The following is a 22,925-nucleotide window of genomic DNA, read 5'->3' on the forward strand; positions in this document are numbered from 1 at the left end:
TTATATTTGTATTAATTGATTTACTGTAATTTCAAAATTTAAATTTATTAAAAATAACCATTAATAGATATTATAACTTTATATATACACATTAGTTAAATATTAAGTTATCATTTAATAATAACTTAATATTTAGCATTTTTATTTTATCAATATATTTCATTAAAAGTTCACCCTGATTGGTGAACTTTTAATGTTCAAATTACGTAATTTTATATACAAGGAGGGGAAGACATGCTAGATGAAAATGATCTATATAAACTGATTGTTGAGAAAAAGGATAGCCAAAGTCTAGAAATCCTATATGATCGGTACGAGTCATTGTTATTTAATTTGGCTTATAAAATCACTCAAGACAAGCAATCTAGTGAGGAAATCTTACAAGATATTTTTATGAAAATTTGGCATCAAAAAGCAATTTTCAAATCTGAAAAAGGTAAATTATCAACTTGGCTCATTACATTATGTCGTAATGGAGCAATTGATATTGTAAGAAAACGAAAAATCTCAGAAAGTGAATTCAACGAAGAATTTCAAGGATTACAACTGAGCGGTTTACCTGAATATGATTTATTAGATAAAGAATGCTCAGAACAAATCCAAGAAATGATTTCATATCTAAATAAAGATCAACAAGATATCATTGCTCTATTTTATTATAAAGGTTTAAGCCAAAAAGAAATTGCACATAAATTAAACACACCTTTAGGTACTGTAAAGAGCAGATTAAGATTATCAATACAACATTTAAATAACTACTTTAAAAACATTTCAAGAAGGGAGCGTGAAGAAAATGAATGATAAAAAAGTTGATAAAATATATGATTATTTTAATGGCAAGTTAGACGAAAACGAAAAAGAAGAAATTGAACAAGACTTAAGTTCATCTTCTGAAAGTAATGAAACTTTGGATAGCATTAATATTCTTCATGACACGCTTCCTTATAGTAATAAAGAAGTCGAACCTCCAACAGGTATGAAGCAAAGAATATTAGACGCAGTTATTAATGAGGAACATGAAAATCAACAGGATAAAACCAACGATTTCAATAAAGACGCCACACCTTTCCACAAGAATAATAACCAAAATTCAAATGAATCTAAGCAATATAAAGAAAACAATATAAAAACAAAACAAAGCGATTATAAGCAAATTAAACGTACGCCCGGCAAAAAACTTTCTATAGGAATTATGGCAGCATTATTACTGCTATCTCTAATTGGCAATGGCGTTCAATACTTTAACCACAAAGAATCACAAAAACAATCATCACCGATGATTAATACCAATGATACACACGCCATTAATTTGAAATCTATGAATGATGAAAAAACACAAGGTCAAGCTTATGTATCTAATGGCAAGACTAATAATAAGTTAATGGTCGAAGCTAACGATATTGAAGCAACAAAAGGTAATGAAGTTTATCAAGTTTGGATCATTAAAAATGATAAACCATATCCAGCTGGAACATTCGCAACTACAAACAATAAGGGTATGGTCGTATTCAACTTAAATGACATTGATGTAGACAAGAACGATACTATTGCAATCACTCTTGAACCTTCACCAAACAACCCAGAACCGAAAGGGCAAATGGTTATGGCTAGTAAAGAAGTTTAATAAAATTATCTGAAAGGATCACAAATTTATGTGATCCTTTTTTAATTTTCATACGTATATTTCTCAATTACATTTTTAATAAAATCATGATTATATTTGTATAATAAGAAACTCACTAAAAAGGTGGAGAAAAACTATGAAAATTACAATTAAAGATATCTTGTCAGTTATTGAACAAAATACAGTTAAATCTTCAAAATGTGTAAAATTGGATTCAGAAGTCGTTTGTGAAAAAGTTACTTCAATGTACCAAGATATAAGCCAATCTACCCTCTTTATGCTAAAAGATTCAGACAACGTAACATATTATGCACAATGTGCTTGTAAAATGAATCCATTGCTTGTGGTTACCGATGCAAATCCTTCAAAATTTAACCATTTTGGATACAACCTACCTATTATTTTTATAACAGATTTTCCAGAAGTAGCTAATAACTTAGTCAAATTATTTTATAAAAGAGCCATTGAACATATGAATTTCATCGCTGTAACAGGCACAAATGGCAAAACAACAACTAGTCATATGATTGGCAATTTACTTACTAAACTTGATAAAAAAGTGGCTATCATAGGGACAATGGGAGTATACGACTGTAATTATAGTAAACTTAACTTTAACCACTCGACTCAAACTACACCAATGTATTTCGAAATGGCTGAGATTATAAATTATTTTTATAATGAAAATTACGATTATATCGTCTATGAAGCTACTTCTATAGCTTTGGAACAACGCCGGACAGATTTCATCAAAAATGACTTAGCCGTTTTTACTAATTTTAGTCCAGAACACCTTGAATATCACGGTACAATGACAAATTATTTAAATGCTAAACTAAGATTAAATAGCTTAAGCTCACTAAATTTAGTTAATTTAGACACGGTAGAATATCGTACTATTTTAAAAGATGAACAACATTTTTCCAGTACACAAGACGCATATTATGAATATCATATCGATAATGACACTATTGGTATTGAGATTAATGATGATGCGTTTACAATTACACCAACCTTTAAAGGGGGACATAACTTTATAAATTTAGCTACAAGTATATTTGCTTTAGATAAATTAGGGTTTGATTCAAAAGAAATTGTAAAAGTTGCTTCAATAATTGAGCCGCCACTCCATCGTTTTCAAATTATAGAAATAGATGCTTATACGATTATATTAGATTTTGCACACACTGCTTTGGCCATTAAAGAATCTATAAATAACGCTTTGAATTATAGTAAAAGTATTAATAAGAGCTTAAACACGATGGTTACAGGCATAGGTTTGAGAGGTTTAGATAAAATAAAATTGACTGTAGATACTTTGCCTAAAGGTATCCACAAGTTGATGATTGCTGCGGAACAAGTAGGCTACGAAGACCCAGAAAAAATCCTCCGTTTTATGTTTAATCATTTACCAGATTGCTATAAAACAAGCAATATTTTGCGTGGCTCCTCACGTAAAGAGGGAATAAAGTCACTTTTACAAGCAACAGATAAAAATAATGAGATTATTTTACTTACGGGGATAAATGAACCACAAAATTATAGAGGTAAAAAGTATGATCATGATGATCAAGAATATGCAAAAAAAATATTACAAGAACTAAAAACTTAAACAATAACACTAAAAAAAGCCCCTTAAATCGGGACTTTTTTTATGCTCTTATGCACATTCAAACTAACTAATCATTACTTTCATTAAATAACCTTGCTTATCAAAGAAAGCTTTATACATACCGTTATTGGTTTCGTAAGTCATATATGAGCCATCCGTTGTCTTGCCTTCATCCACCATATGATTCGACATATGCGCTTTTTCAAACATCTCTTTACTTACCGTATCTGGTTTCGTTTCAAAAGTTATATGAATTACTTGTCCATCTTTATTCATATCAATCATTGAGTCATAAACTGTTTTACTTGATGCAACATCCTTATCAGATGTAGCAGTATTAACTTTATAACCATCAATCATAACATTGTCGTACTGTAATGCTCTTACAAAATCATAATCTTGAGTAAATTGCCCGTCATATGTTGTATATCCATTATAATTATAATATGGCATCATTGTTGTTTGTTCCATATGATTCATTTGCTCGTTCATTGCCATGTCTTGTTGGTTCATGTTGTTATTCATTTGTCCCATTTGCCCGTTCATTGACATGCCTTGTTGGTCCATGTTGTTATTCATTTGTCCCATTTGCCCGTTCATTGACATGCCTTGTTGGTCCATGTTGTTATTCATTTGTCCCATTTGCTCGTTCATTGCCATGTCTTGTTGGTTCATGTTGTTATTCATTTGTCCCATTTGCTCGTTCATTGCCATGTCTTGTTGGTTCATGTTGTTATTCATTTGTCCCATTTGCTCGTTCATTGCCATGTCTTGTTGGTTCATGTTGTTATTCATTTGTCCCATTTGTCCGTTCATTGCCATGTCTTGTTGGTTCATGTTGTTATTTGTTGTCGTATCGGCTTGAGCTGATCCAGCTCCTAAAAATAAACTTGTTGCTAATAATGATGATGAAATCATTAATGTTTTATTATTCATAAATCTCCACCCCTTTTTTAATATTTTATGAATGTTTCTTGTTGTGTGTTTCTTCTTAGTCTTACGCTTAAAAACAAATGACTGTTTTACTTACAATAAAACGGATTGCTTTGCGTAATGCCCCCTTTTTTATTCTACTTACTAAGACATACGTATTTTTGCTACTTTAAGTTCACTTTTATAAAAATTATTTAAACTAAATCAAAATATTCTTCTAATGTAAGGCCAGTATTTTTTATTTCTTTTGCATCTTTTTTTCCCAAATATCTTAAATGCCATGGTTCGTACATAAATTGTGTAATATGCGCTTTACCTTCTGGGTATCGAATAATAAAGCCATAATTATGAGCGTTATCCTCCAACCATTTACTTTCTTCTGTATATTGAAACAACTCTTTAGCTGACTCATGTAATCCTGGAGTAGCAACATCAAAAGCAAGACCAGTCTGATGTTCAGAGAATCCAGGTTTAGCACTATAAAGTTGCGCTTTTTTTAAACCATCACGTTGCACGTACATCTTAAACAATCGCATTTGTTTAAGATATGAACGAAAACCACTTATAATAATCAATTGAAACCCTTGTTTATCTGCATCACTAATCATTACTTTTAAAGCATTTAATGCTTCTAATTTTGGAAATGGCGTATAAAATGGAGAAATTCTATAATCTTTATTTACAATAATATGATTATTACAGTAATATGCTCCGTTCATTTTTATAATATTATTATCATAGTGCTTTTGTTTTTTATTTATGAAATAAATTATTGCAGTTGAAATTATAGCTACACCCGAGATTAATTTTTTCATATACTCATCCTTATCATCACATTTTTTATTAAAATAATTTTAAATCTACTTATCTAACGTTATTCCAATGTATGTTTTATGCACTTTCAACCTCTCCAACATCTGCATCATGATGTCGACACTCTAATTGACTCCAAATACTTAATCTTCTTTTGTTCAACAACATTACATTTAATAAAATGATAAATCAATTAGAAATACAAAACATAAAAACAGATATAAAAATTGAGCTTGATATTATAATCTATAAATTTCAATTATAGATAATTATTATCAATTAAAATGGTTTTTTGAGAAAAAAATATGTACTTCACCGAATTTTTAGTTATAATAGATTATAACAATTATAAAAAGATATTAATTATAATTAGCATCATAATTTGGGAGGTTTCAAGATTATGTAAAAAACGATCTATCAAGTTTTTATTTTAGAGTTATAAAAACAACGCTAGTTATGTTTATACGACTTTCATTGTCGAAAACGCTGTATAAAATATGACTTAATATAAATTTGAATCTCTGTTTCCAACACATTTTTACTAGAAAGGATCCAAATTCATTTATTTGATGATAAAAAATATGATTAAAATAAAGGAGATTAAACTATGAATAAAAAGTTAACAGGGCTATTTGGAGCTCCCGTATCAGATAGAGAAAATAGTATGACTGCAGGCCCAAGAGGTCCTTTATTAATGCAGGACATTTATTTCCTTGAACAAATGGCACACTTTGATAGAGAAGTCATTCCAGAGCGTCGAATGCATGCTAAAGGGTCAGGTGCATTTGGTACTTTCACAGTAACAAATGATATAACACAATATACATGCGCAAGTATATTTGCTGAGATCGGTAAACAAACAGAAATGTTTGCACGATTTTCAACTGTGGCAGGCGAACGTGGTGCAGGCGATGCAGAACGAGATATTAGAGGATTTGCTTTGAAGTTTTATACAGACGAAGGTAATTGGGACTTAGTTGGTAATAATACACCCGTATTCTTCTTTAGAGACCCTAAATTATTTCCTAGTTTAAACCACGTGGTTAAACGGAATCCAAAAACAAATATGAAAGACCCACAAGCGAACTGGGATTTCTGGACATTATTACCAGAAGCGTTACACCAAATTACAATCTTAATGACAGATCGTGGTATCCCTAAAGGCTTTAGAAATATGCATGGTTTTGGTTCTCATACATACTCTATGTATAACGATAAAGGCGAACGTTTTTGGGTTAAATTCCATCATAGAACACAACAAGGTATAGAGAACTATTCTGCAGAAGAAGCAGAACAAGTGATGGCTAAAGATAGAGATTCTTCTCAAAGAGATTTATTCAATAATATAGAACAAGGGAATTTCCCTAAATGGAAAATGTACATTCAAGTAATGACGGAAGAACAAGCTCGTAATCATAAAGATAATCCTTTTGATTTAACTAAAGTTTGGTATAAAGATGAATATCCCTTAATTGAAGTTGGTGAGTTTGAATTAAATCGAAACCCTGAAAATTATTTCCAAGATGTTGAACAAGCTGCATTTGCACCAACGAACATCGTTCCAGGTTTAGATTTCTCGCCAGATAAAATGTTACAAGGTCGACTATTTTCATATGGAGATACTCAAAGATACCGTTTAGGTGTTAACCACTGGCAAATTCCAGTTAACCAACCTAAAGGTGTCGGTATGGAAAATATATGTCCATTTAGTAGAGATGGGCAAATGCGTATCTTAGATAATAATCAAGGTGCTAGTACACATTATTACCCAAATAGTAACGGTGCATTTGAAGATCAACCACAGTACAAAAAACCAGCTTTAGATATTCAAGGGCAAGCATATGAATATGACTTTCGTGAAGATGACGATAATTATTTTGAACAACCTGGTAAATTATTCCGTTTATTATCATCTGAAGAACAACAAACATTATTTAAGAATACTGCGAATGAAATGAATCCCGTTACCGACGCATTAAAACACCGCCATATCAGACATTGCTATAAAGCAGATCCTGCATACGGTCAAGGTGTAGCCGAAGCTATGGGAATTGATATTAATGAAGTGGACTTAGATGTCGCAGACTAAAATACAAGAAAAAGGTGACTATATGATATTAGATAACGTAAATCCAGAAGATTTGTTTCCTACTGAGAAAAAAGGACCTGCCATATTAGGGAAAATGGAGTACCCTATCAATGGTAATGTAAAAACATATGATGCTGCATATATTGCAACAAATGAACGCCTTATCTTAAACGTAGATATGGATGGCCAATTTTACTATAGAAATATTCGTTATGACGAAATAGAAGATGTTCAATTAGATAATGATACGCTAACCATGCGTTTTAGTATTGGTACGTTTCCAATTACAAATTTAAATAAAAAGGACGCCGAACCATTCATAAGTTATATCGAAACTAAGCGTACTTAAACAAAAAAGATGACTTCTACCAATGATTGCGTAGAAGTCATCCTTTTTATTAAGCTTATATAAATTGTCCGATACGTTTTTCTGAAACGCCAGTTTCTTGGTTGTAAATTTCTTCGCCTCTTAAAATAGTTTGCGTCACTTGCGCGCCAATTTCACGACCAATATAAGGGCTCATCTTATTACGATATGCTAAATCTTCTGCTGTTAAAGTATATGGTGCATTAGGTTTAATTAATACAAAATCTGCATCTTTCCCAACAGCTATGCTACCTTTTGCTTCCAATCCAAAACGTTTGGCAGGTGCTGTAGCAATAATATCTGCAAATTTATTTAATGACATATTACGCTTTTGAACACCTTCATCAAATAAAATATCAACATTATTTTGTAACCCAGCTATACCGCCCCATGCTTCAAAAGCATTATCTGTATCTTTTAAATCGGGTGTACAAGGAGAATGATCGGAAGTAACAAATCCAATATCACCATTTAGCACGCGATTCCACATACCTTCTAAGCGTGATTTTTCTCTAATTGGCGGAGAACATTTTACGACTGGACCAATGTCATCTAATTCTTCCTTGTAGAAGTAAAGATAGTGTGTACATGTTTCACATGAAATATCTACACCTTCTTGTTGAGCTTTGATAATTTCATCTACACCTTCTTCACAAGCAACATGTACAATATGTACACGACAACCAGTTTCTTTTGCAAATAAGATAATCTTACGAATTGGCTCAACTTCAGTAAATACCGGTCTACTATCGACATATGCACTTAAAGTTGTTTCACCGTTATCCTTAGCAATTTCACCTAAACGGTCAGTAATCGTTGCATTTTCAGCATGAATAGAAAGTAATTTACCAGTTTTAGCAATTTGTTTCATACCTTCGTATAATGAATAATCATCCACATTTTCAAAGTCACCTTCTATTGAACGATCACCACACGTTGCTAAAAACGCTTTATATGCTACGACTCCTGCTTCATCTAACTCTTGAATACCGCCGTTTAAATTATATGGTACTAAACCGCCATAACTCGCAACATCAACTGACAATTCATCTTTACCAGCATCAAATTTTGCTTGAATAGAAGCTTGATCCGTTGTTGCAGGTACTTGGTTTAAAGGCATTTCAATAAATGACGTTACGCCACCTTTTGCTGCTGCGCGTGTACCAGTAACATAACCTTCCCAGCTATCACGATAACCACCGCCTGGTTCAGTAATATGCACATGTGCGTCTACCATACCTGGTGATACGATTTGATTCTGAGCATCAATAACTTGTTCAGCTTCACCTAAATCTTGACCAATAGCAGCAATCTTGCCATCTTTAACACCGATTTCTACATTTTGCTGACTATCTTCTAAAATGACTAATCCATTTTTTAAAATTAAATCATATTTCATTATAATTCACTCCTTCTTGTTTTTTTGAAAATAATTTAACTGAATGGTGTAAAACAATATAAACTAAACTGGATATAAAGAATCCAATAAACCATGAAAAATCAGAAATCACCTTGAATGCTGGTAAGAATCCGAGCAATGAAATAACCACACCTACTACCGTTGCAATATAGGCAGAAATATTAACTCTTTGTATTTTTATATCTTTATCATGTAAATCAAAATACAATTTATCAATATCAATGCGACATTTAGATACTAAGTAGAAATGTACTATCATTACACCTGCAACAGGCCCAAGTATGGCACCAATAGCATTTAAGAATAAAAAGATGCTATCCTCATTTTCCATCATTTTCCATGGCATAATAACAACACTTAATACAGAAGCAATAACTACGCCACGTTTATAATTAATCCATTTAGGTAACAACGCACTTAATTGATATGCAGCTGGTATAATATTACTCGTTGCATTTGTAGAAATGGTTGTCATTAATAGTACCCCTGTCGATATCAAGATCGCCCAGAAATTACTCCATTCATTAATAATCGTTAAAATATTCCACTCTTGATGGCCTAAGTAAATAGAACCACCAATGATAATAAACACACTAGCGATAGCAAATAACACATGCGCAACTACTATACCGGAAATCTGACCAATAATTTGTGTTTTAGTAGATTTAGCATTTTGTGTGAAATCAGATACACTTGAACCTGGTCCAGCCCAAACACCTAATAAAGAGTTGAAGATTAAAATAAATGATAAAATGGCTGGATATATAATACCGTCTGTTTTTGTTGATATTTCATAGTTCATAATATTGCTGAAACCGCCAGCAACAGTCACACCCCATATTGCCATACCACCAAACACTATATAAATGAGCGGATTTAAAATAGCAGTGAATTTATTCAGTATGTCACCACCACCAAATCCAATTGCAAAACTAATTGCCCAGAAAATTAAAAATGCGATTAACCCTGGTACCGAAATACCTAGAATTGAAATGCCACTTCCAATGTTTTCAAATCCTGGGAAAATCTTATTTAATAAAATAAGTAACGCTTGAGAACCAGCAAATGTTTGTAAACCAAACCATGCGATGCCAGCTACAACACCACGTAAAACACCAGGCAATTTAGCCCCGATATCTCCATATGTATCACGTAACTGCATTGCGAAAGGTATTCCGTATTTAGAACCAGCATATCCATTTGAAACGAGTAATAGTGCAATAACAAATGAACTTAAAATCAAGGCAAATATGACTTGTAATGGTGATAAACCTATTAATAGAAAACCACCTACCGCTGTATAGTTAGGTATATTATGAACAGCGCCCATCCATAAAGTGAAAAAGTTGAATGCTGAATTATTTCGTTGAGCTGATGTCTTAGGCATTATATCTTTATTATAACCACGCTTTTCAAAGAAAGCTTGATTATAAGCCGTTTCATTATCCTGTGTTCCCATCTGTATATCTCCTTTGCTTCAATAGGCTATAACTATCTTAATCAATCTTTACTTTACATTTTATTACGTATGTAAGCGTTTTTCTTTGTTAGTAATGACATATATTGAGTAAAAAGTTATATATTTCGAACAAAATATGTGTATAATAATTTTTATATAACATTATTTTTGATAAGATTTATAAAATTATAGACGTATTTACGATGTTTATAAATATACCATTAGATTAATAAACATACAAACATAGCTATATTTACTCGTAAAATATAATAGTATGACTCATAATACAAGAAGGCGGAAACGGAGGATTAAACCATGACTACACTTAACGAAATTTTGTCCGTTCCTCAGTTTAAAGAGTTAGAACTGATTAACAAAAACGGAGATTTATCATCAGAAGTTTCAAGCTTAGATATTACTGAAAATAATGATATTAAGCATTTTACTTCTCAAAATGCTTTTATTCTTACAACTGGCGTATTATTTCAAGATAACCAAGAAGATTTAAAAAGGTTAATTAAAGACTTACATGATATTAATACAGCTGGTCTCGGCATAAAAGTTTCAAGGTTTTTACATGAGATAAATAAAGAGGTTATAGATTTTGCAGATAAATTGGAATTCCCTTTAATAGAAATACCAGAAAGTTGGAACTTAGGTGAAATTACACACCAAATTTCATCATATATTTCAGACTCAGAAACTGGAAAATTAAACTACGCATTACACATTCAACAAGAGTTAAATCAGCTTCTTATCAAAGGTTATAGTATTAATACAATGATTCAACGAATGAGTAAATTACTTGGTGTACCGATTATTCTTTTTGATCCTTTCAAAGCACCAGAAGCGTTAAGCCATCATTATAATCAAAATAAACTTTTAACTAATGAACATGTCGGTTATTTTCTTAATTATTACCAACAATCAACTGTTTACGATAAAAATAAACAAGTATTTGAAAACAAAGACCATGTCATATTCAAAGTTTTAGGATATACGTACTTCCCGTATTATTTAATGGTTTCACAAGTCAATAAATTGTCATATCCATTCAGTTTATTGACTATTGAACAAGTAGTTAGCGTATTGAGTTTCGCTTTATACAAAAACACAAAAATCGAAGAAGCCGAACAAAATGATATTAATCGCTTTTTTGAAGCACTCGTTAATAACCAAAACGACCAAACGCTTTCAATCAAAAAGCATAACGATTTACTGAAACGCTATAATATTTTCGATTCTGATTATTATCAAATCATTATTTGTGACATTGATTCACTGAATAGCTTAGAGAATAGCTATTACCTTAATGAAAGGTATCAACTGACATTTCGTTGGCTACAATATATGCTTACCGACCTTGATGATTATATCAGTATTTATAAAATACCAAGTACGAATCGCTTTGCTATTTTATTACAAAACCGTCACGACTATTACTACGACTATCTTAAACGCCTTCAAAATAGTTTTGGAGAACATTTTGAAGGTACGATTTCTTTTGGTATTGGCAATGAAGTTACAGAATTCACACAAATAGCTTCGTCATATTTTGAAGCTAATGAAGCTTTTGAAAATGGATTAATAAGAGATAAACAAAACTTCATCTCTTATTATCATTCCAAAGATATTAAAGAACTCTTACAGTTAATACCAAAAGAGAAATTACGTCCATTTATAAAACATACTTTAGGCCCATTGAGTTACCCTAAAACTAAAAAAGACTTAGAATTAAAACAAACATTACAAGTCTATATGGACAACCAGTGTGATATAACTAAAACTGCAGAAAAGATATATATTCATCGTAATACAGTTAAATATAGAATTAATAAATGTAGCAATTTAATCGGAGTGAATATTGAAGACCCAATGCATTCATTAAACATTCGTATCGCTTTATACGTTTCTGACATCACTCAATTTGATTAAACTCCTATAAAATTATCTTAAATAAAGACATAGAGTAGAAAGCAAATTTTTTAATTGATTACCTGAGCTTGCGCTCATGCATAAGTCCCACTTCTCTAAAGAGCCACTTCTTAATTTGTTAAGTTAGTGGCTCTTACACATGAGTAGTTACTCAAGTGATCTGCTTTTAAGAGTTAGTGGGACTTTATAATTATTTCAAATACCAATTTAATGCAGCTTGTTCTAATTTTTTCATAAAAGTATCTTTTCCATCACAATAACTTTGCCTATCATCAGGAAATTGTTGTGCTAAGCGTTCTTTTAATTGTTCGTATTCACGTGCACTCTCTTTATGTTTACGTAAATAATCACTTTCCGCTATATGGCGGTTAATTTCATACATATTATCCTGTTGAAATATATGCATATGATGCGTACGTGGATTTCCACCTTTTATAAAAAATCTTCTCTTTGTAATTCCATTTTCGCCCAATGATGTATAACCCAAGTTCATCAATACTTCATTATAGTCATCAATTTTTTCTATTTTATTTACTACTACTAACATATCAATAATAGGTTTAGCCTTTAAATTTTCAACAGCAGTACTCCCAATGTGATGTATTTTAATGACTTCTTCACTTAAAATAGCTTCGATATTTGATTTCTCAATTTCAAATAAAATCGGCCACTGTTTTTGATAGTGTTGTACTTCAATTTCCATTATAGTCACTTTCCTCCCAATATATTTCATCATCTCTTAAAATCCCTTTATTCTTCTAAACTAAATTATATCTTTAAAATTGATAGTTATAAATTTATTTTCAATTCAACAGATAAAGTTACTTTCATCCTGCACGCCATGATGACACTATTTTTTCTATATTAAATTCAATTTAATTGTATATATGAATTTTGTTTCCATTCATTATAATAATTACATTCAATCAACTTCATATTTACATAATTATTTTTTTAAAGTTATTACTTTTAATATTAGATTTTTAAACCGAATGGTTTGCTTTGCTAACTTAAAAGGATTAAAATTTATCGTTGGGATGTTATAAAAGGAGATGTAATTGAAATGTCGGAGAATGGAATATCGAACAAAAAGAGAAATACAATCATTTTAGTTATGCTCAGTAGTGCCTTTGTTGCAATGCTTAACCAAACATTACTCAACACAGCACTGCCAGCCATCATTAATGGCTTAGAAATAACTGAAACTACTGCTCAGTGGCTCATTACAGGATTTATGCTTGTTAACGGAATCATGATTCCTACGACAGCTTTCCTCATGGACCGCTTCCATACAAGATCACTCTATATTTTTTCAATGAGTGCGTTCTTACTCGGTTCTATTATAGCTGCACTTTCGCCGACATTTGGTTTACTAATGTTAGCACGAGTGATTCAAGCTATAGGTGCAGGTATCTTGTTACCATTAATGCAATTCACTGTCTTCACCCTCTTTCCAGCTGAAAAGCGTGGATTTGCCATGGGGCTTACAGGAATTGTTGCGCAATCAGCACCAGCGATTGGCCCTACTTTAACTGGTTTTCTAATTGATACATTTAGTTGGAGAGCACCATTTATCGTAGTAGCAGTAATCGCTATCATTGCATTTATTATTGGTATCATTTTTGTAGAAAGTAACAATGAAACTAAACGCACTGAATTAGATAAGACTTCAGTGATATATTCTACATTTGGTTTCGGACTAATGCTTTACGGCTTTAGTAGTGCTGGCAACCTAGGATTTACTTCACCAATCGTTATCATTTCATTAATAGTTGGACTTATCATTGTCGGTATCTTTGTCTTGAGACAAATTAGAATAGACAATCCATTATTAAATATGCGTGTGTTTGCAAACAGAACTTTTTCATTATCTGCGTTCGCTTCAATGGTTCTATTTATTGGTATTGTAGGTCCTGCATTATTGATACCTATGTATATTCAATCAGGACTTGGCCTATCAGCAATACTTTCAGGTTTAGTCATCTTACCTGGAGCTGTGGTTAATGCATTTATGTCTGTATATACGGGTAAAATTTATGATAAATATGGACTGAAGATATTGGCTGTCCCTGGATTTACCTTATTAATTATTATGACCATCCTGCATTGTTTCTTAACTACAGACACACCTTATTGGTATATTGTTGTCATCTATGCAGTCAGAATGTTTGCTGTTGCGTTAATTATAATGCCATTAAACACAATTGGTATTAATGCATTAGAAACTAAAAACATTTCACACGGTACTGCTATTATTAATTCATTAAGAATTATAGCTGGTGCAATAGGTACTGCTATTATGATTACAATCTTAACTATTGTTAGAACAAACTACGTAGAAAATGCTAATGGTAGTCACACAAAAACTGAAATAATGCAACACGCTACCGTACTTGGTGTAGACGCTGCATTTGCCTTCACAACCATTCTAATGATTATTGGTTTCATCCTAATGTTGATGATTCGTACTAAAAAAGAAACGATCAATAGTCGAGAATTATAACGTAAATCATTAAAGGAGCGAGCATATGAGATTAACTTTTAATGTCATATGTCCGCTCCCTTTTTGTATTTTATTAATTGATATTTAATAACAAGCTTCTATCGCTTTTTCTAAAAATAATTGAACATAACTCATTATAAAAAAATAAAACCCCTTAACGCACCAATCTATGCGTTAAGGGGTTAATGTCGTATTTCTTATTTAAATTTGCATAAAAAAAAGACGAGTTATACTCGTCTTTCAGCCGTTATTATAATTTAACAACGTTAGCTGCTTGAGGACCGCGGTCGCCTTCAACGATTTCGAATTCAACAGCTTGTCCTTCTTCTAATGATTTGTAACCTTCTTGAGCGATTGCTGAGAAGTGTACGAATACGTCGTTTCCACCTTCAACTTCGATGAAACCGAAACCTTTTTCTGCATTAAACCATTTAACTGTACCGTTATTCATAATTAAATTCCTCCATATGTGCTTTTGCACGAATATTTGTAATCTGTCTTAAAAAATCAAAAGGAGTAAATTCAAAAGAATAACTCTACAAATCAATTTCACGAACTAAATTACTTAATACCTATTATAACGAGTAATCATTCATTTGTACACCCTAAACCGTAAATTAGTTTATTAATTTAATTTTTAGTAACGATATAGTGTATTGTTCTATTTATTTTTATTCTTGTATATAGATAAAAATTCAACATACACCCTTAAATTTCATAGCTCACATCACCTAAAATAATAGTTTTCTACTTTTAAAATAATTTATTCTTTAAAAAATACAGAATCGTATTTTTCTCTTTTCTAAACTTAAAATTAACCCACAATTATCGCGATGATGAATAAAATAACAGATATGATGAGTGATGACCACAGGTAAGGTGACATGCGGTCTATCATTCTTTTATATTCATGATCAGGAGCCTGCGCTTTTTTTAATTTCAAAAGTTTCATTAATAAATATAATGCTCCTGCCATATTTATTAAAAATATAATAATCAATAATGTAATTGCCATAATATGTAATTCCTCCTATGCGATTGGTTCATTTGTTAAGTTCTTTCTTCTCTAAATATATAGAATGCCTTATATAGTAAATAAATAGCATTTACCATCGTAATCAATGCAAGTACAATAAGTACAGTTTGGCTAGATGTAGATATACCAAAAGCAACTAACAGTACTAAAACAATAGTGATAAAACTAGAAATTAAAAAACCAATACCTAATTTATTTTTTTGTTGCATATTATCGCACCTTTTACTTTAAGAACATTTTTGAAAATCTAAATTTGTGTTATCTTATAGGAAATCATAACACAATTTACTTTTTATAAAAATCTACAATCGACATAAGGAGAGGCACACAGTGAATCTTACCTTTAAAATTCTAGTAGGTATTATCTTTGTTAGTATAATGTCTTGGAATAATACGATACAAACACGTCAAAACGTAAATAAAAAAGCATATAAAGAACAGGCTCACCCTATGAATGGAAAACAATTTCGTTTCATACTTTTCTTAAACATCGTTGTGGTTACACTTCTTTATATACTTCTAACGTACACTTATTTTTAATATAAAATGAATCTAATTTTAAAAATTACATAAAAACACCCTCCCTTACAATCTGTAAAGGAGGGGCATTTTCTATATTGTCTTCAGATACTCTTCGCCTTCTTTTTTATTGTAAACACCTTCTGTTTTAGCAATAAAGATTGTAGCTACTGAGTTTCCTAATACGTTAACACATGTTCTAAGCATTTCTAAAATTCTGTCTACACCTATAATAAGTGCTAAACCTTGTGGGTTTAATCCAACCGAGCCTAATGTTGTTAATAATACTACAATTGAAGCTCCTGGCACGCCAGCCATACCTTTTGATGTGAGCATCAGCGTAATCATTAAGATGATTTGTTCACCAATACTTAAGTCAACACCATATAATTGAGCAACGAATAACGCCGCAATGGATTGATACATGGCCGCGCCATCAAGGTTAAACGAATAACCAGTTGGTAACACAAAGGATGCGATATCTCTAGGAACACCAAATCTTTCCATTTTTTTCATAACTGTTGGTAATACAGCTTCTGAACTTGCAGTTGAGAATGCAAGCATTAAATCATTTTTCAACAACTTGATGATTTGCGTAATCTTCACTCCACAAATTCTTGAAACAATACCTAATACAACGAAAATAAAGAAAAACATTGCAATGACTACTGTTAAGCATAATTTAAACAGTGGGATTAATGCTGATAATCCAAAAGTAATAATCGTTGTCGTAATAAATGCAAATACTGCAATTGGTGCTAATAATAATACTTTACCAATCATCCAGAATACTGCTTCTAATGCGCCACCTAAAAAGTCTTTAACAGGTTGCGCTTTTTGTCCAATAGCAGCTAACGCCAAACCGAAAAATACTGAGAAGAATATGACCGGTAAAAGCTCTCCAGATCCAAATGCTTCAACTACGTTAGTCGGTATAATATTAACAATTGTATCGATTAAATGATTTCCATATGTAGTGCTTTCTGCTGCCTTAGCAGTTGATTCATATTTTGAAATATCACCTTTAGGTAATAAATCAGGATTTAGTCCTTGACCTGGTTTAAATAAGTTACCAAATATTAATCCCATAAAAATTGCAAAACTTGTCATAATAACAAAATATAATAATGTCTTACCGCCATAGCGTCCAATCGTTTTTGTATCTCCAACATTTGAAATAGATAGTGCTAAAGAACAAAATACAATAGGTACTACTAACATTTTAATTAAATTTATAAATACATCACCGAATGGTTGTATATAGTTAATTACATCTTTATTTCCATGTAAGATACTACCTAAAATTACCCCTAATACCAATGCTATGATAATTTGCGTAGGTAGGTTTATTCTTTTAATTACTTTCACTCTTGTTCATCCCCTTATCTAAGCTAACATTTGCATAAATGCTAGTTTTCTACAAAATACAGTTTATCATAAAGAAAATTTCACTCATATATTAAATTTACATGATTCTAAAAATTATTTATGATTTTTGTACAACTAGGCTATTATATCAGAAATTTGTGTATTTTAGTTAAAAAAAGAATTCCCCTTCAGCCTTATGCCTATAGGAGTTCAAAGATTATTAGAACACAATAAGAAAGCGCTTTTTACATTATACACAAATTTGTCGAAAATAGCTTTTCACATACAAAATTAGAGTTATTTGTTTTAATATACGTCATTTTACAATACAACTTCATTATTTTTATATGTGCCTTAAATTGAACTAGATTGTTTTATCAATAACCTAATATCGCAACGATATGCTAAAATCTTCTTTGCTTTTATGAAAACCGACGACCATAGCCACCTCATTCTTTGTTAATATAAAATTATGCTTTAAATATATCGCACACGCAAAAAAACATTAATGTTTCATAAAAATTTTCACAAAAAAGGAGACGTCATAATGGCAAGACATAAATCTAGAGGTCGTCCCAAAAACAAATATACTGTTATAGTAGCTAATTTACCTGTTATAGTGTTTTTTACCTATATGAATATTAATAACATATTAAAAAAACGACAGTACTACAATAAAATAACACTTGTTAATAATAGTACGTTTTTCATAAATATCCTCCATATTAAGATGATATTATTTTAATATGGCGTTAGAGCTATTAAATCAGTCCATAGTAGTATCATGCAATATAATTAACTTTATAAGAAAAAATATCTTTATTTAGTCGTGAATGATGAATGTTTAAAACACAAAATATTGGAATAAGTACTTTACTACTTAAAAAGTTTTAAAATATTAGATTTTAGAAAACAAGGCGCTTCTAGGTGATTTTAAAAACCTTTCCGTTTAATTTGTCTGTATGTAAAAATGATAAATATGACAATAAATATCCCCTGTATACTTCTGATTAAAGTTGAACTAAAACCTAATATATAATACCTAAAGTCTCTCCTACAATAGGAACAATGATATTAAATATTAATAGTAACAACGTAATTATTCCCACTAAAATTTGTTGAGATTTTGGAATAATATCACTCCATTCTACACAAGATATAATATTCTACTAAAGTAATAATGGCTACCGTTAAATTTTTAGGGTGGTAGTTGTATTAAATTCAGATGCATATTTAAGACCAAATCCAAATGACCTAACCATACTTTTATGTAAAAACCAGATTAAAGCTATTTGAAGTAATAATCCCTCTCTAAATATTAAATATAATGAAACAAATAATATAGGCACTATATATGTGTGACCAACAAACATTGTACACTTTACTCCCAATTTCCTTATTGATCATATAACCCACCATAAATATGTCTGGTACTAATAAAATAATAAAAACATCCAACTTGAAAAGCCAAACATTAAATACACAATCACCATTACAATGATAAGAAACAAAATTTATCTTTCAAATTATCAATAATTAATTTACTGAAAATTTATTTTTTTATTTCTCTTCCTCTAATTGTGATAGCAGCCTTTATGGAAACTTATTTAGCCGAACTTGTATTAAATTTATTAACATGATGATAAGCCCATTATCATTGATAGTGGGCTTATTTCTAGTCCTCCAATGGAACATCATTAACAAATACTGGTCTATTTGTGTGCTTATCAGTAGCTTGTTCTATTTCCTTATCCAATTCTTCATCGCCATCCCATTTACCAACATTAATGATTACTGGTGTATCTCCAGTGAGCTCATGCTTATCAGTAAATAAAGTATGGTATTTACCAAGTAGATCATGTGCTTTCAAACAATCACTAATTTTAATAGGTACTTCTATCATCTCAACGCTTTCATTATAGATAATATTGTACTTGCCTGTGTCTGGATTCTTAATGTATTCACCACGTTTAGTGACTACCTCTTTTATTTCTGTTTCTTCTCCTACTGCTGCATTAGACAGAATATATAGTATTTCATTCTCAGCATGCACATGATTATCAATAACCTTGCTTTTAAATCCATTATCCGAAAATCGTTCTACTATATCTCCATTTTTCACAAACTATTTCAAATCCACAAAAATAACCCCTTAAGCCTATGCCTAAGGGGTTTCGTCATTCTATACTATTATTCCCACTCAATTGTACTTGGTGGTTTAGATGTAATATCATAAACAACGCGGTTAACGTGATCAACTTCATTTACGATACGACTTGAAATCTTTTGTAAGACTTCCCAGTCGATACGTGCGAAGTCACTTGTCATGCCATCGATTGAGGTTACGGCACGAATACCAACTGTATGGTCATACGTACGGTAATCTCCCATAACACCTACTGATTGGATACCTGGTAACACTGTGAAGTATTGCCAAATTTCACGTTCAAGACCTTCCTCACGGATAACCTGTCTTAAAATCGCATCAGATTCACGTACAATTTCAAGTTTGTCTTCAGTGATTTCTCCAAGGACACGTATCCCTAAACCTGGACCTGGGAACGGTTGTCTCCAAACTAAGTGCTCTGGAATACCTAATTCAATACCTAGTTCACGCACTTCATCTTTGAATAGTGTGTTAATAGGTTCGATTAATTGGAATTCCATATCTTCAGGTAAACCACCTACATTGTGGTGTGATTTAATTGTTTGAGCAGTTTTTGTACCTGACTCGATCACATCTGTATAAAGTGTACCTTGCGCTAAGAAATCTACACCTTTTAATTTAGATGCTTCATCATCAAAAACATAGATAAACTCATTACCGATGATTTTACGCTTTTGTTCTGGGTCAGATACGCCTTGTAATTTACTCATGAAACGTTCTTGTGCATCTACACGAATAATATTCATGTTGAATCCTTCACCGAACTGCTCCATAACCATGTCGCCTTCACCTTTACGTAACAAGCCATGATCTACAAAGATACATGTAAGTTGATCACCAATAGCTTTGTGTAACAATACTGCTACTACAGATGAATCAACTCCACCGCTCATAGCACATAACACTCTACGGTCGCCAACTTGATTACGGATTTTTTCAACTTCGATTTCAATGAAGTTTTCCATTGACCATTCACCAGTACATTCACATACGCGACGTACAAAGTTACGTAATAAGTCGTTACCATATTCAGTATGACGTACTTCTGGATGGAATTGTACACCATAAATACGGCGAGATTTATCTTCAATCGCTGCATAATTTGTACTTGGGCTATCAGCAATAACTTCAAAGCCCTCTGGAATCTCAATAACTTTATCTGAATGACTCATCCAAACATTTTGTTCTTCCGGTAAACCGAAGAATAATTCATCAGTTTTAGCGTTGATGATTGCTTTACCATATTCACGTTCATTGGCACGTTCGACTTTTCCGCCTAATAATTTAGTCGTCAATTGCATACCATAACAAATACCTAAAATCGGCACTCCTAAATTGTATATTTCTGGATCAATTGTGAACGAATCTTCCTCATAAACTGAGTTTGGTCCACCCGAAAGGATAATACCTTTAGGGTTTAATTGTTTTATTTCTTCCATACTAATCTCATGGTCGTGTAACTCACTATATACGCCCATTTCACGAATACGTCGTGTAATTAACTGATTGTATTGGCTACCAAAGTCTAAAACAAGTATGAGCTCTTGCTCTTTCGCCATTTCCATAACTTTAAATCTCCTTTTAACTTAGAATGAATAATTTGGTGATTCTTTTGTAATTTGAACATCATGTGGATGGCTTTCTGCTAAACCAGCAGGTCCCATGCGTGTAAATTGAGCTTCTTCTCTTAATGCTTCTAAGTTTTTAGAACCAGTATAACCCATACCAGATCTTACGCCGCCCATAAGTTGATAAATAGTGTCTTGTAGTGCGCCTTTGTAAGCGATACGACCTTCAATACCTTCTGGAACGAATTTTTTAGGTGCTTTGTCTTCTTGGAAGTAACGGTCATTTGAACCACTTTCCATTGCGCCTAATGAGCCCATGCCTCTATATACTTTGTATTGTCTACCTTGGAACACTTCAGTTGCGCCAGGGCTTTCTTCAGTACCTGCAAGTAAGCTACCTAACATAACTGCATGTCCACCAGCAGCTAATGCTTTAATGATATCTCCTGAGAATTTAATACCACCATCTGCAATAATTGCTTTACCATGTTTACGCGCTTCTGTAGCACAATCGTAAACGGCTGTAATTTGTGGGACACCAACACCTGCAACAACACGAGTTGTACAAATTGAACCAGGACCAATACCAACTTTAACTACGTCAGCGCCCGCTTCATATAAAGCTTTTGTACCTTCAGCTGTAGCAACATTACCTGCTATTAAAGTCACTTGTGGGAATGTTTTTTTAATATGTGTAACTTGTTCTAATACGCCTTTAGAGTGGCCGTGTGCTGTATCGATAACTAATGCGTCTACACCAGCTTCAACAAGTTTTTGTGCACGGATATCAGTATCTTTCGCAATACCGATTGCTGCACCTACTAATAATCTACCATGTGCATCTTTAGCAGAATTAGGGAATTCAAGAACTTTTTCAATATCTTTAATTGTAATTAATCCTTCTAAACGACCTTCTTTAACTAATGGAAGTTTTTCAATTTTATGTTGTTGTAATAACTTCTCTGCTTCATCTAATGTCGTACCTACAGGAGCTGTAACAAGATTATCTTTTGTCATTACGTCTGAAATTTTAATTGAAAAGTCTTCAATAAAACGTAAATCACGGTTTGTAATGATACCAACAAATTGTCTAGTCTCTTTATTATCAACAATTGGCACACCTGAAATGCGATATTTACCCATCAATGCTTCTGCTTCAAAAACACTTTCTTCTGGAGTTAAATAAAATGGATTTGAGATGACACCATTTTCTGAACGTTTTACTTTTTGAACTTCGTCGGCTTGATCTTCAATGTTCATATTTTTATGAATGACACCAAGTCCACCTTGTCTAGCCATTGAAATTGCCATTTTTGATTCTGTAACTGTGTCCATACCTGCAGATACGATTGGAATATTCAGTTTAATACCTTCTGATAATTGAACACTTAAGTCCACTTCTTTCGGTAATACATCTGATTCTGCTGGTAACAATAACACATCGTCAAAAGTTAAAGATTCTTTTTCAAATTTATTTTCCCACATACTTGTACAGCCTCCTAATTAATTGTT

At 31.9% G+C, this 22,925-nt stretch carries 21 protein-coding genes; 7 read left to right on the plus strand and 14 right to left on the minus strand.

From position 1 onward, the window contains the following. Positions 1-234 precede the first annotated feature (234 nt). The 3 genes from LG295_RS12765 (at position 235) to LG295_RS12775 (ending at position 3,236) form a co-directional block, all read left to right on the plus strand. Positions 235-801 (plus strand): sigma-70 family RNA polymerase sigma factor, encoded by a 567-nt coding sequence (locus LG295_RS12765; protein ID WP_325999189.1) that lies wholly within the window; start codon positions 235-237, stop codon positions 799-801. Continuing rightward, positions 794-1,624 carry an anti-sigma factor gene (locus tag LG295_RS12770; protein WP_325999190.1) on the plus strand — a complete coding sequence of 277 codons (831 nt, stop codon included), beginning with the start codon at positions 794-796 and terminating at the stop codon, positions 1,622-1,624. Before LG295_RS12765 ends, LG295_RS12770 begins: the two co-directional genes overlap by 8 nt. Before the next feature lie 136 nt (positions 1,625-1,760). After that, complete coding sequence (locus tag LG295_RS12775; protein WP_325999191.1) at positions 1,761-3,236, plus strand: Mur ligase family protein; 1,476 nt, start codon at positions 1,761-1,763, stop codon at positions 3,234-3,236. Between the two features lie 63 nt (positions 3,237-3,299). Here the strand turns inward: LG295_RS12775 and isaB are convergent, their stop codons facing one another. Together isaB and LG295_RS12785 are read right to left on the minus strand one after the other, a co-directional pair. Further along, the gene (isaB, locus tag LG295_RS12780) at positions 3,300-4,172 is read right to left on the minus strand and encodes an immunodominant staphylococcal antigen IsaB family protein (protein ID WP_404476012.1); all 873 of its coding nucleotides are present in this window, start codon (positions 4,170-4,172) and stop codon (positions 3,300-3,302) included. Positions 4,173-4,363: 191 nt separating this feature from the next. Next, a complete protein-coding gene (locus LG295_RS12785; RefSeq protein ID WP_107557964.1) occupies positions 4,364-4,984 on the minus strand; it encodes a D-alanyl-D-alanine carboxypeptidase family protein in 621 nt (206 codons plus the stop codon). A 605-nt stretch (positions 4,985-5,589) separates the two neighbouring features. Here LG295_RS12785 and LG295_RS12790 point away from each other — a divergent pair. Both LG295_RS12790 and LG295_RS12795 read left to right on the plus strand, forming a co-directional pair. Next, entirely contained in the window at positions 5,590-7,071 is a 1,482-nt protein-coding gene (locus LG295_RS12790) for a catalase (RefSeq protein WP_107531764.1), read from the plus strand. A 22-nt stretch (positions 7,072-7,093) separates the two neighbouring features. Next, complete coding sequence (locus LG295_RS12795) at positions 7,094-7,420, plus strand: PH domain-containing protein (RefSeq protein WP_107531770.1); 327 nt, start codon at positions 7,094-7,096, stop codon at positions 7,418-7,420. A 55-nt stretch (positions 7,421-7,475) separates the two neighbouring features. On the opposite strand, the gene allB is transcribed toward LG295_RS12795, so the two are convergent. Beyond that, positions 7,476-8,837, minus strand: a complete 1,362-nt coding sequence (gene allB / locus LG295_RS12800; RefSeq protein ID WP_107531765.1) for an allantoinase AllB — start codon at positions 8,835-8,837, stop codon at positions 7,476-7,478. Continuing rightward, positions 8,827-10,317: an allantoin permease gene (locus tag LG295_RS12805; RefSeq protein ID WP_107531766.1), complete on the minus strand. Its 1,491-nt coding sequence runs from the start codon at positions 10,315-10,317 to the stop codon at positions 8,827-8,829. Before LG295_RS12805 ends, allB begins: the two co-directional genes overlap by 11 nt. A 315-nt stretch (positions 10,318-10,632) precedes the next feature. Here LG295_RS12805 and LG295_RS12810 point away from each other — a divergent pair, with 315 nt between their 5' ends. After that, positions 10,633-12,252 carry a PucR family transcriptional regulator gene (locus tag LG295_RS12810; RefSeq protein ID WP_107531767.1) on the plus strand — a complete coding sequence of 540 codons (1,620 nt, stop codon included), beginning with the start codon at positions 10,633-10,635 and terminating at the stop codon, positions 12,250-12,252. 190 nt (positions 12,253-12,442) lie between these two features. Here LG295_RS12810 and LG295_RS12815 read toward each other — a convergent pair whose 3' ends face one another. Continuing rightward, positions 12,443-12,955 (minus strand): GrpB family protein, encoded by a 513-nt coding sequence (locus LG295_RS12815; RefSeq protein ID WP_325999193.1) that lies wholly within the window; start codon positions 12,953-12,955, stop codon positions 12,443-12,445. A 360-nt stretch (positions 12,956-13,315) separates the two neighbouring features. On the opposite strand from LG295_RS12815, the gene LG295_RS12820 reads away from it, so the two are divergent. Then, a complete protein-coding gene (locus LG295_RS12820) occupies positions 13,316-14,755 on the plus strand; it encodes an MDR family MFS transporter (RefSeq protein ID WP_107531769.1) in 1,440 nt (479 codons plus the stop codon). A 250-nt stretch (positions 14,756-15,005) separates the two neighbouring features. Here the strand turns inward: LG295_RS12820 and cspD are convergent, their stop codons facing one another. The 9 genes from cspD to guaB form a co-directional block, all read right to left on the minus strand. Further along, complete coding sequence (cspD, locus tag LG295_RS12825; protein WP_011303913.1) at positions 15,006-15,206, minus strand: cold-shock protein CspD; 201 nt, start codon at positions 15,204-15,206, stop codon at positions 15,006-15,008. Positions 15,207-15,569: 363 nt separating this feature from the next. Then, positions 15,570-15,770, minus strand: coding sequence for a hypothetical protein (locus LG295_RS12830; protein WP_107530727.1), 201 nt, complete (start codon positions 15,768-15,770; stop codon positions 15,570-15,572). 35 nt (positions 15,771-15,805) lie between these two features. Then, positions 15,806-16,000 carry a hypothetical protein gene (locus tag LG295_RS12835; RefSeq protein WP_325999194.1) on the minus strand — a complete coding sequence of 65 codons (195 nt, stop codon included), beginning with the start codon at positions 15,998-16,000 and terminating at the stop codon, positions 15,806-15,808. 403 nt (positions 16,001-16,403) lie between these two features. Then, complete coding sequence (locus LG295_RS12840; protein WP_107530730.1) at positions 16,404-17,678, minus strand: dicarboxylate/amino acid:cation symporter; 1,275 nt, start codon at positions 17,676-17,678, stop codon at positions 16,404-16,406. A 1,190-nt stretch (positions 17,679-18,868) separates the two neighbouring features. After that, positions 18,869-19,027: a DUF4260 family protein gene (locus LG295_RS12845; RefSeq protein ID WP_404476013.1), complete on the minus strand. Its 159-nt coding sequence runs from the start codon at positions 19,025-19,027 to the stop codon at positions 18,869-18,871. Beyond that, positions 18,990-19,097, minus strand: a complete 108-nt coding sequence (locus tag LG295_RS12850; RefSeq protein WP_404476892.1) for a hypothetical protein — start codon at positions 19,095-19,097, stop codon at positions 18,990-18,992. Before LG295_RS12850 ends, LG295_RS12845 begins: the two co-directional genes overlap by 38 nt. A gap of 256 nt (positions 19,098-19,353) precedes the next feature. Then, positions 19,354-19,800, minus strand: a complete 447-nt coding sequence (locus LG295_RS12855) for a terminase small subunit (protein ID WP_107530732.1) — start codon at positions 19,798-19,800, stop codon at positions 19,354-19,356. A gap of 68 nt (positions 19,801-19,868) precedes the next feature. After that, a complete protein-coding gene (guaA, locus tag LG295_RS12860; protein WP_017723341.1) occupies positions 19,869-21,410 on the minus strand; it encodes a glutamine-hydrolyzing GMP synthase in 1,542 nt (513 codons plus the stop codon). Between the two features lie 21 nt (positions 21,411-21,431). Then, positions 21,432-22,898: an IMP dehydrogenase gene (gene guaB / locus LG295_RS12865; RefSeq protein ID WP_107530733.1), complete on the minus strand. Its 1,467-nt coding sequence runs from the start codon at positions 22,896-22,898 to the stop codon at positions 21,432-21,434. Between the last annotated feature and the right edge of the window lie 27 nt (positions 22,899-22,925).

Origin of the sequence: Staphylococcus pseudoxylosus, from assembly GCF_044794325.1 — a bacterium.
In the GTDB taxonomy this organism is placed as follows: domain Bacteria; phylum Bacillota; class Bacilli; order Staphylococcales; family Staphylococcaceae; genus Staphylococcus; species Staphylococcus pseudoxylosus.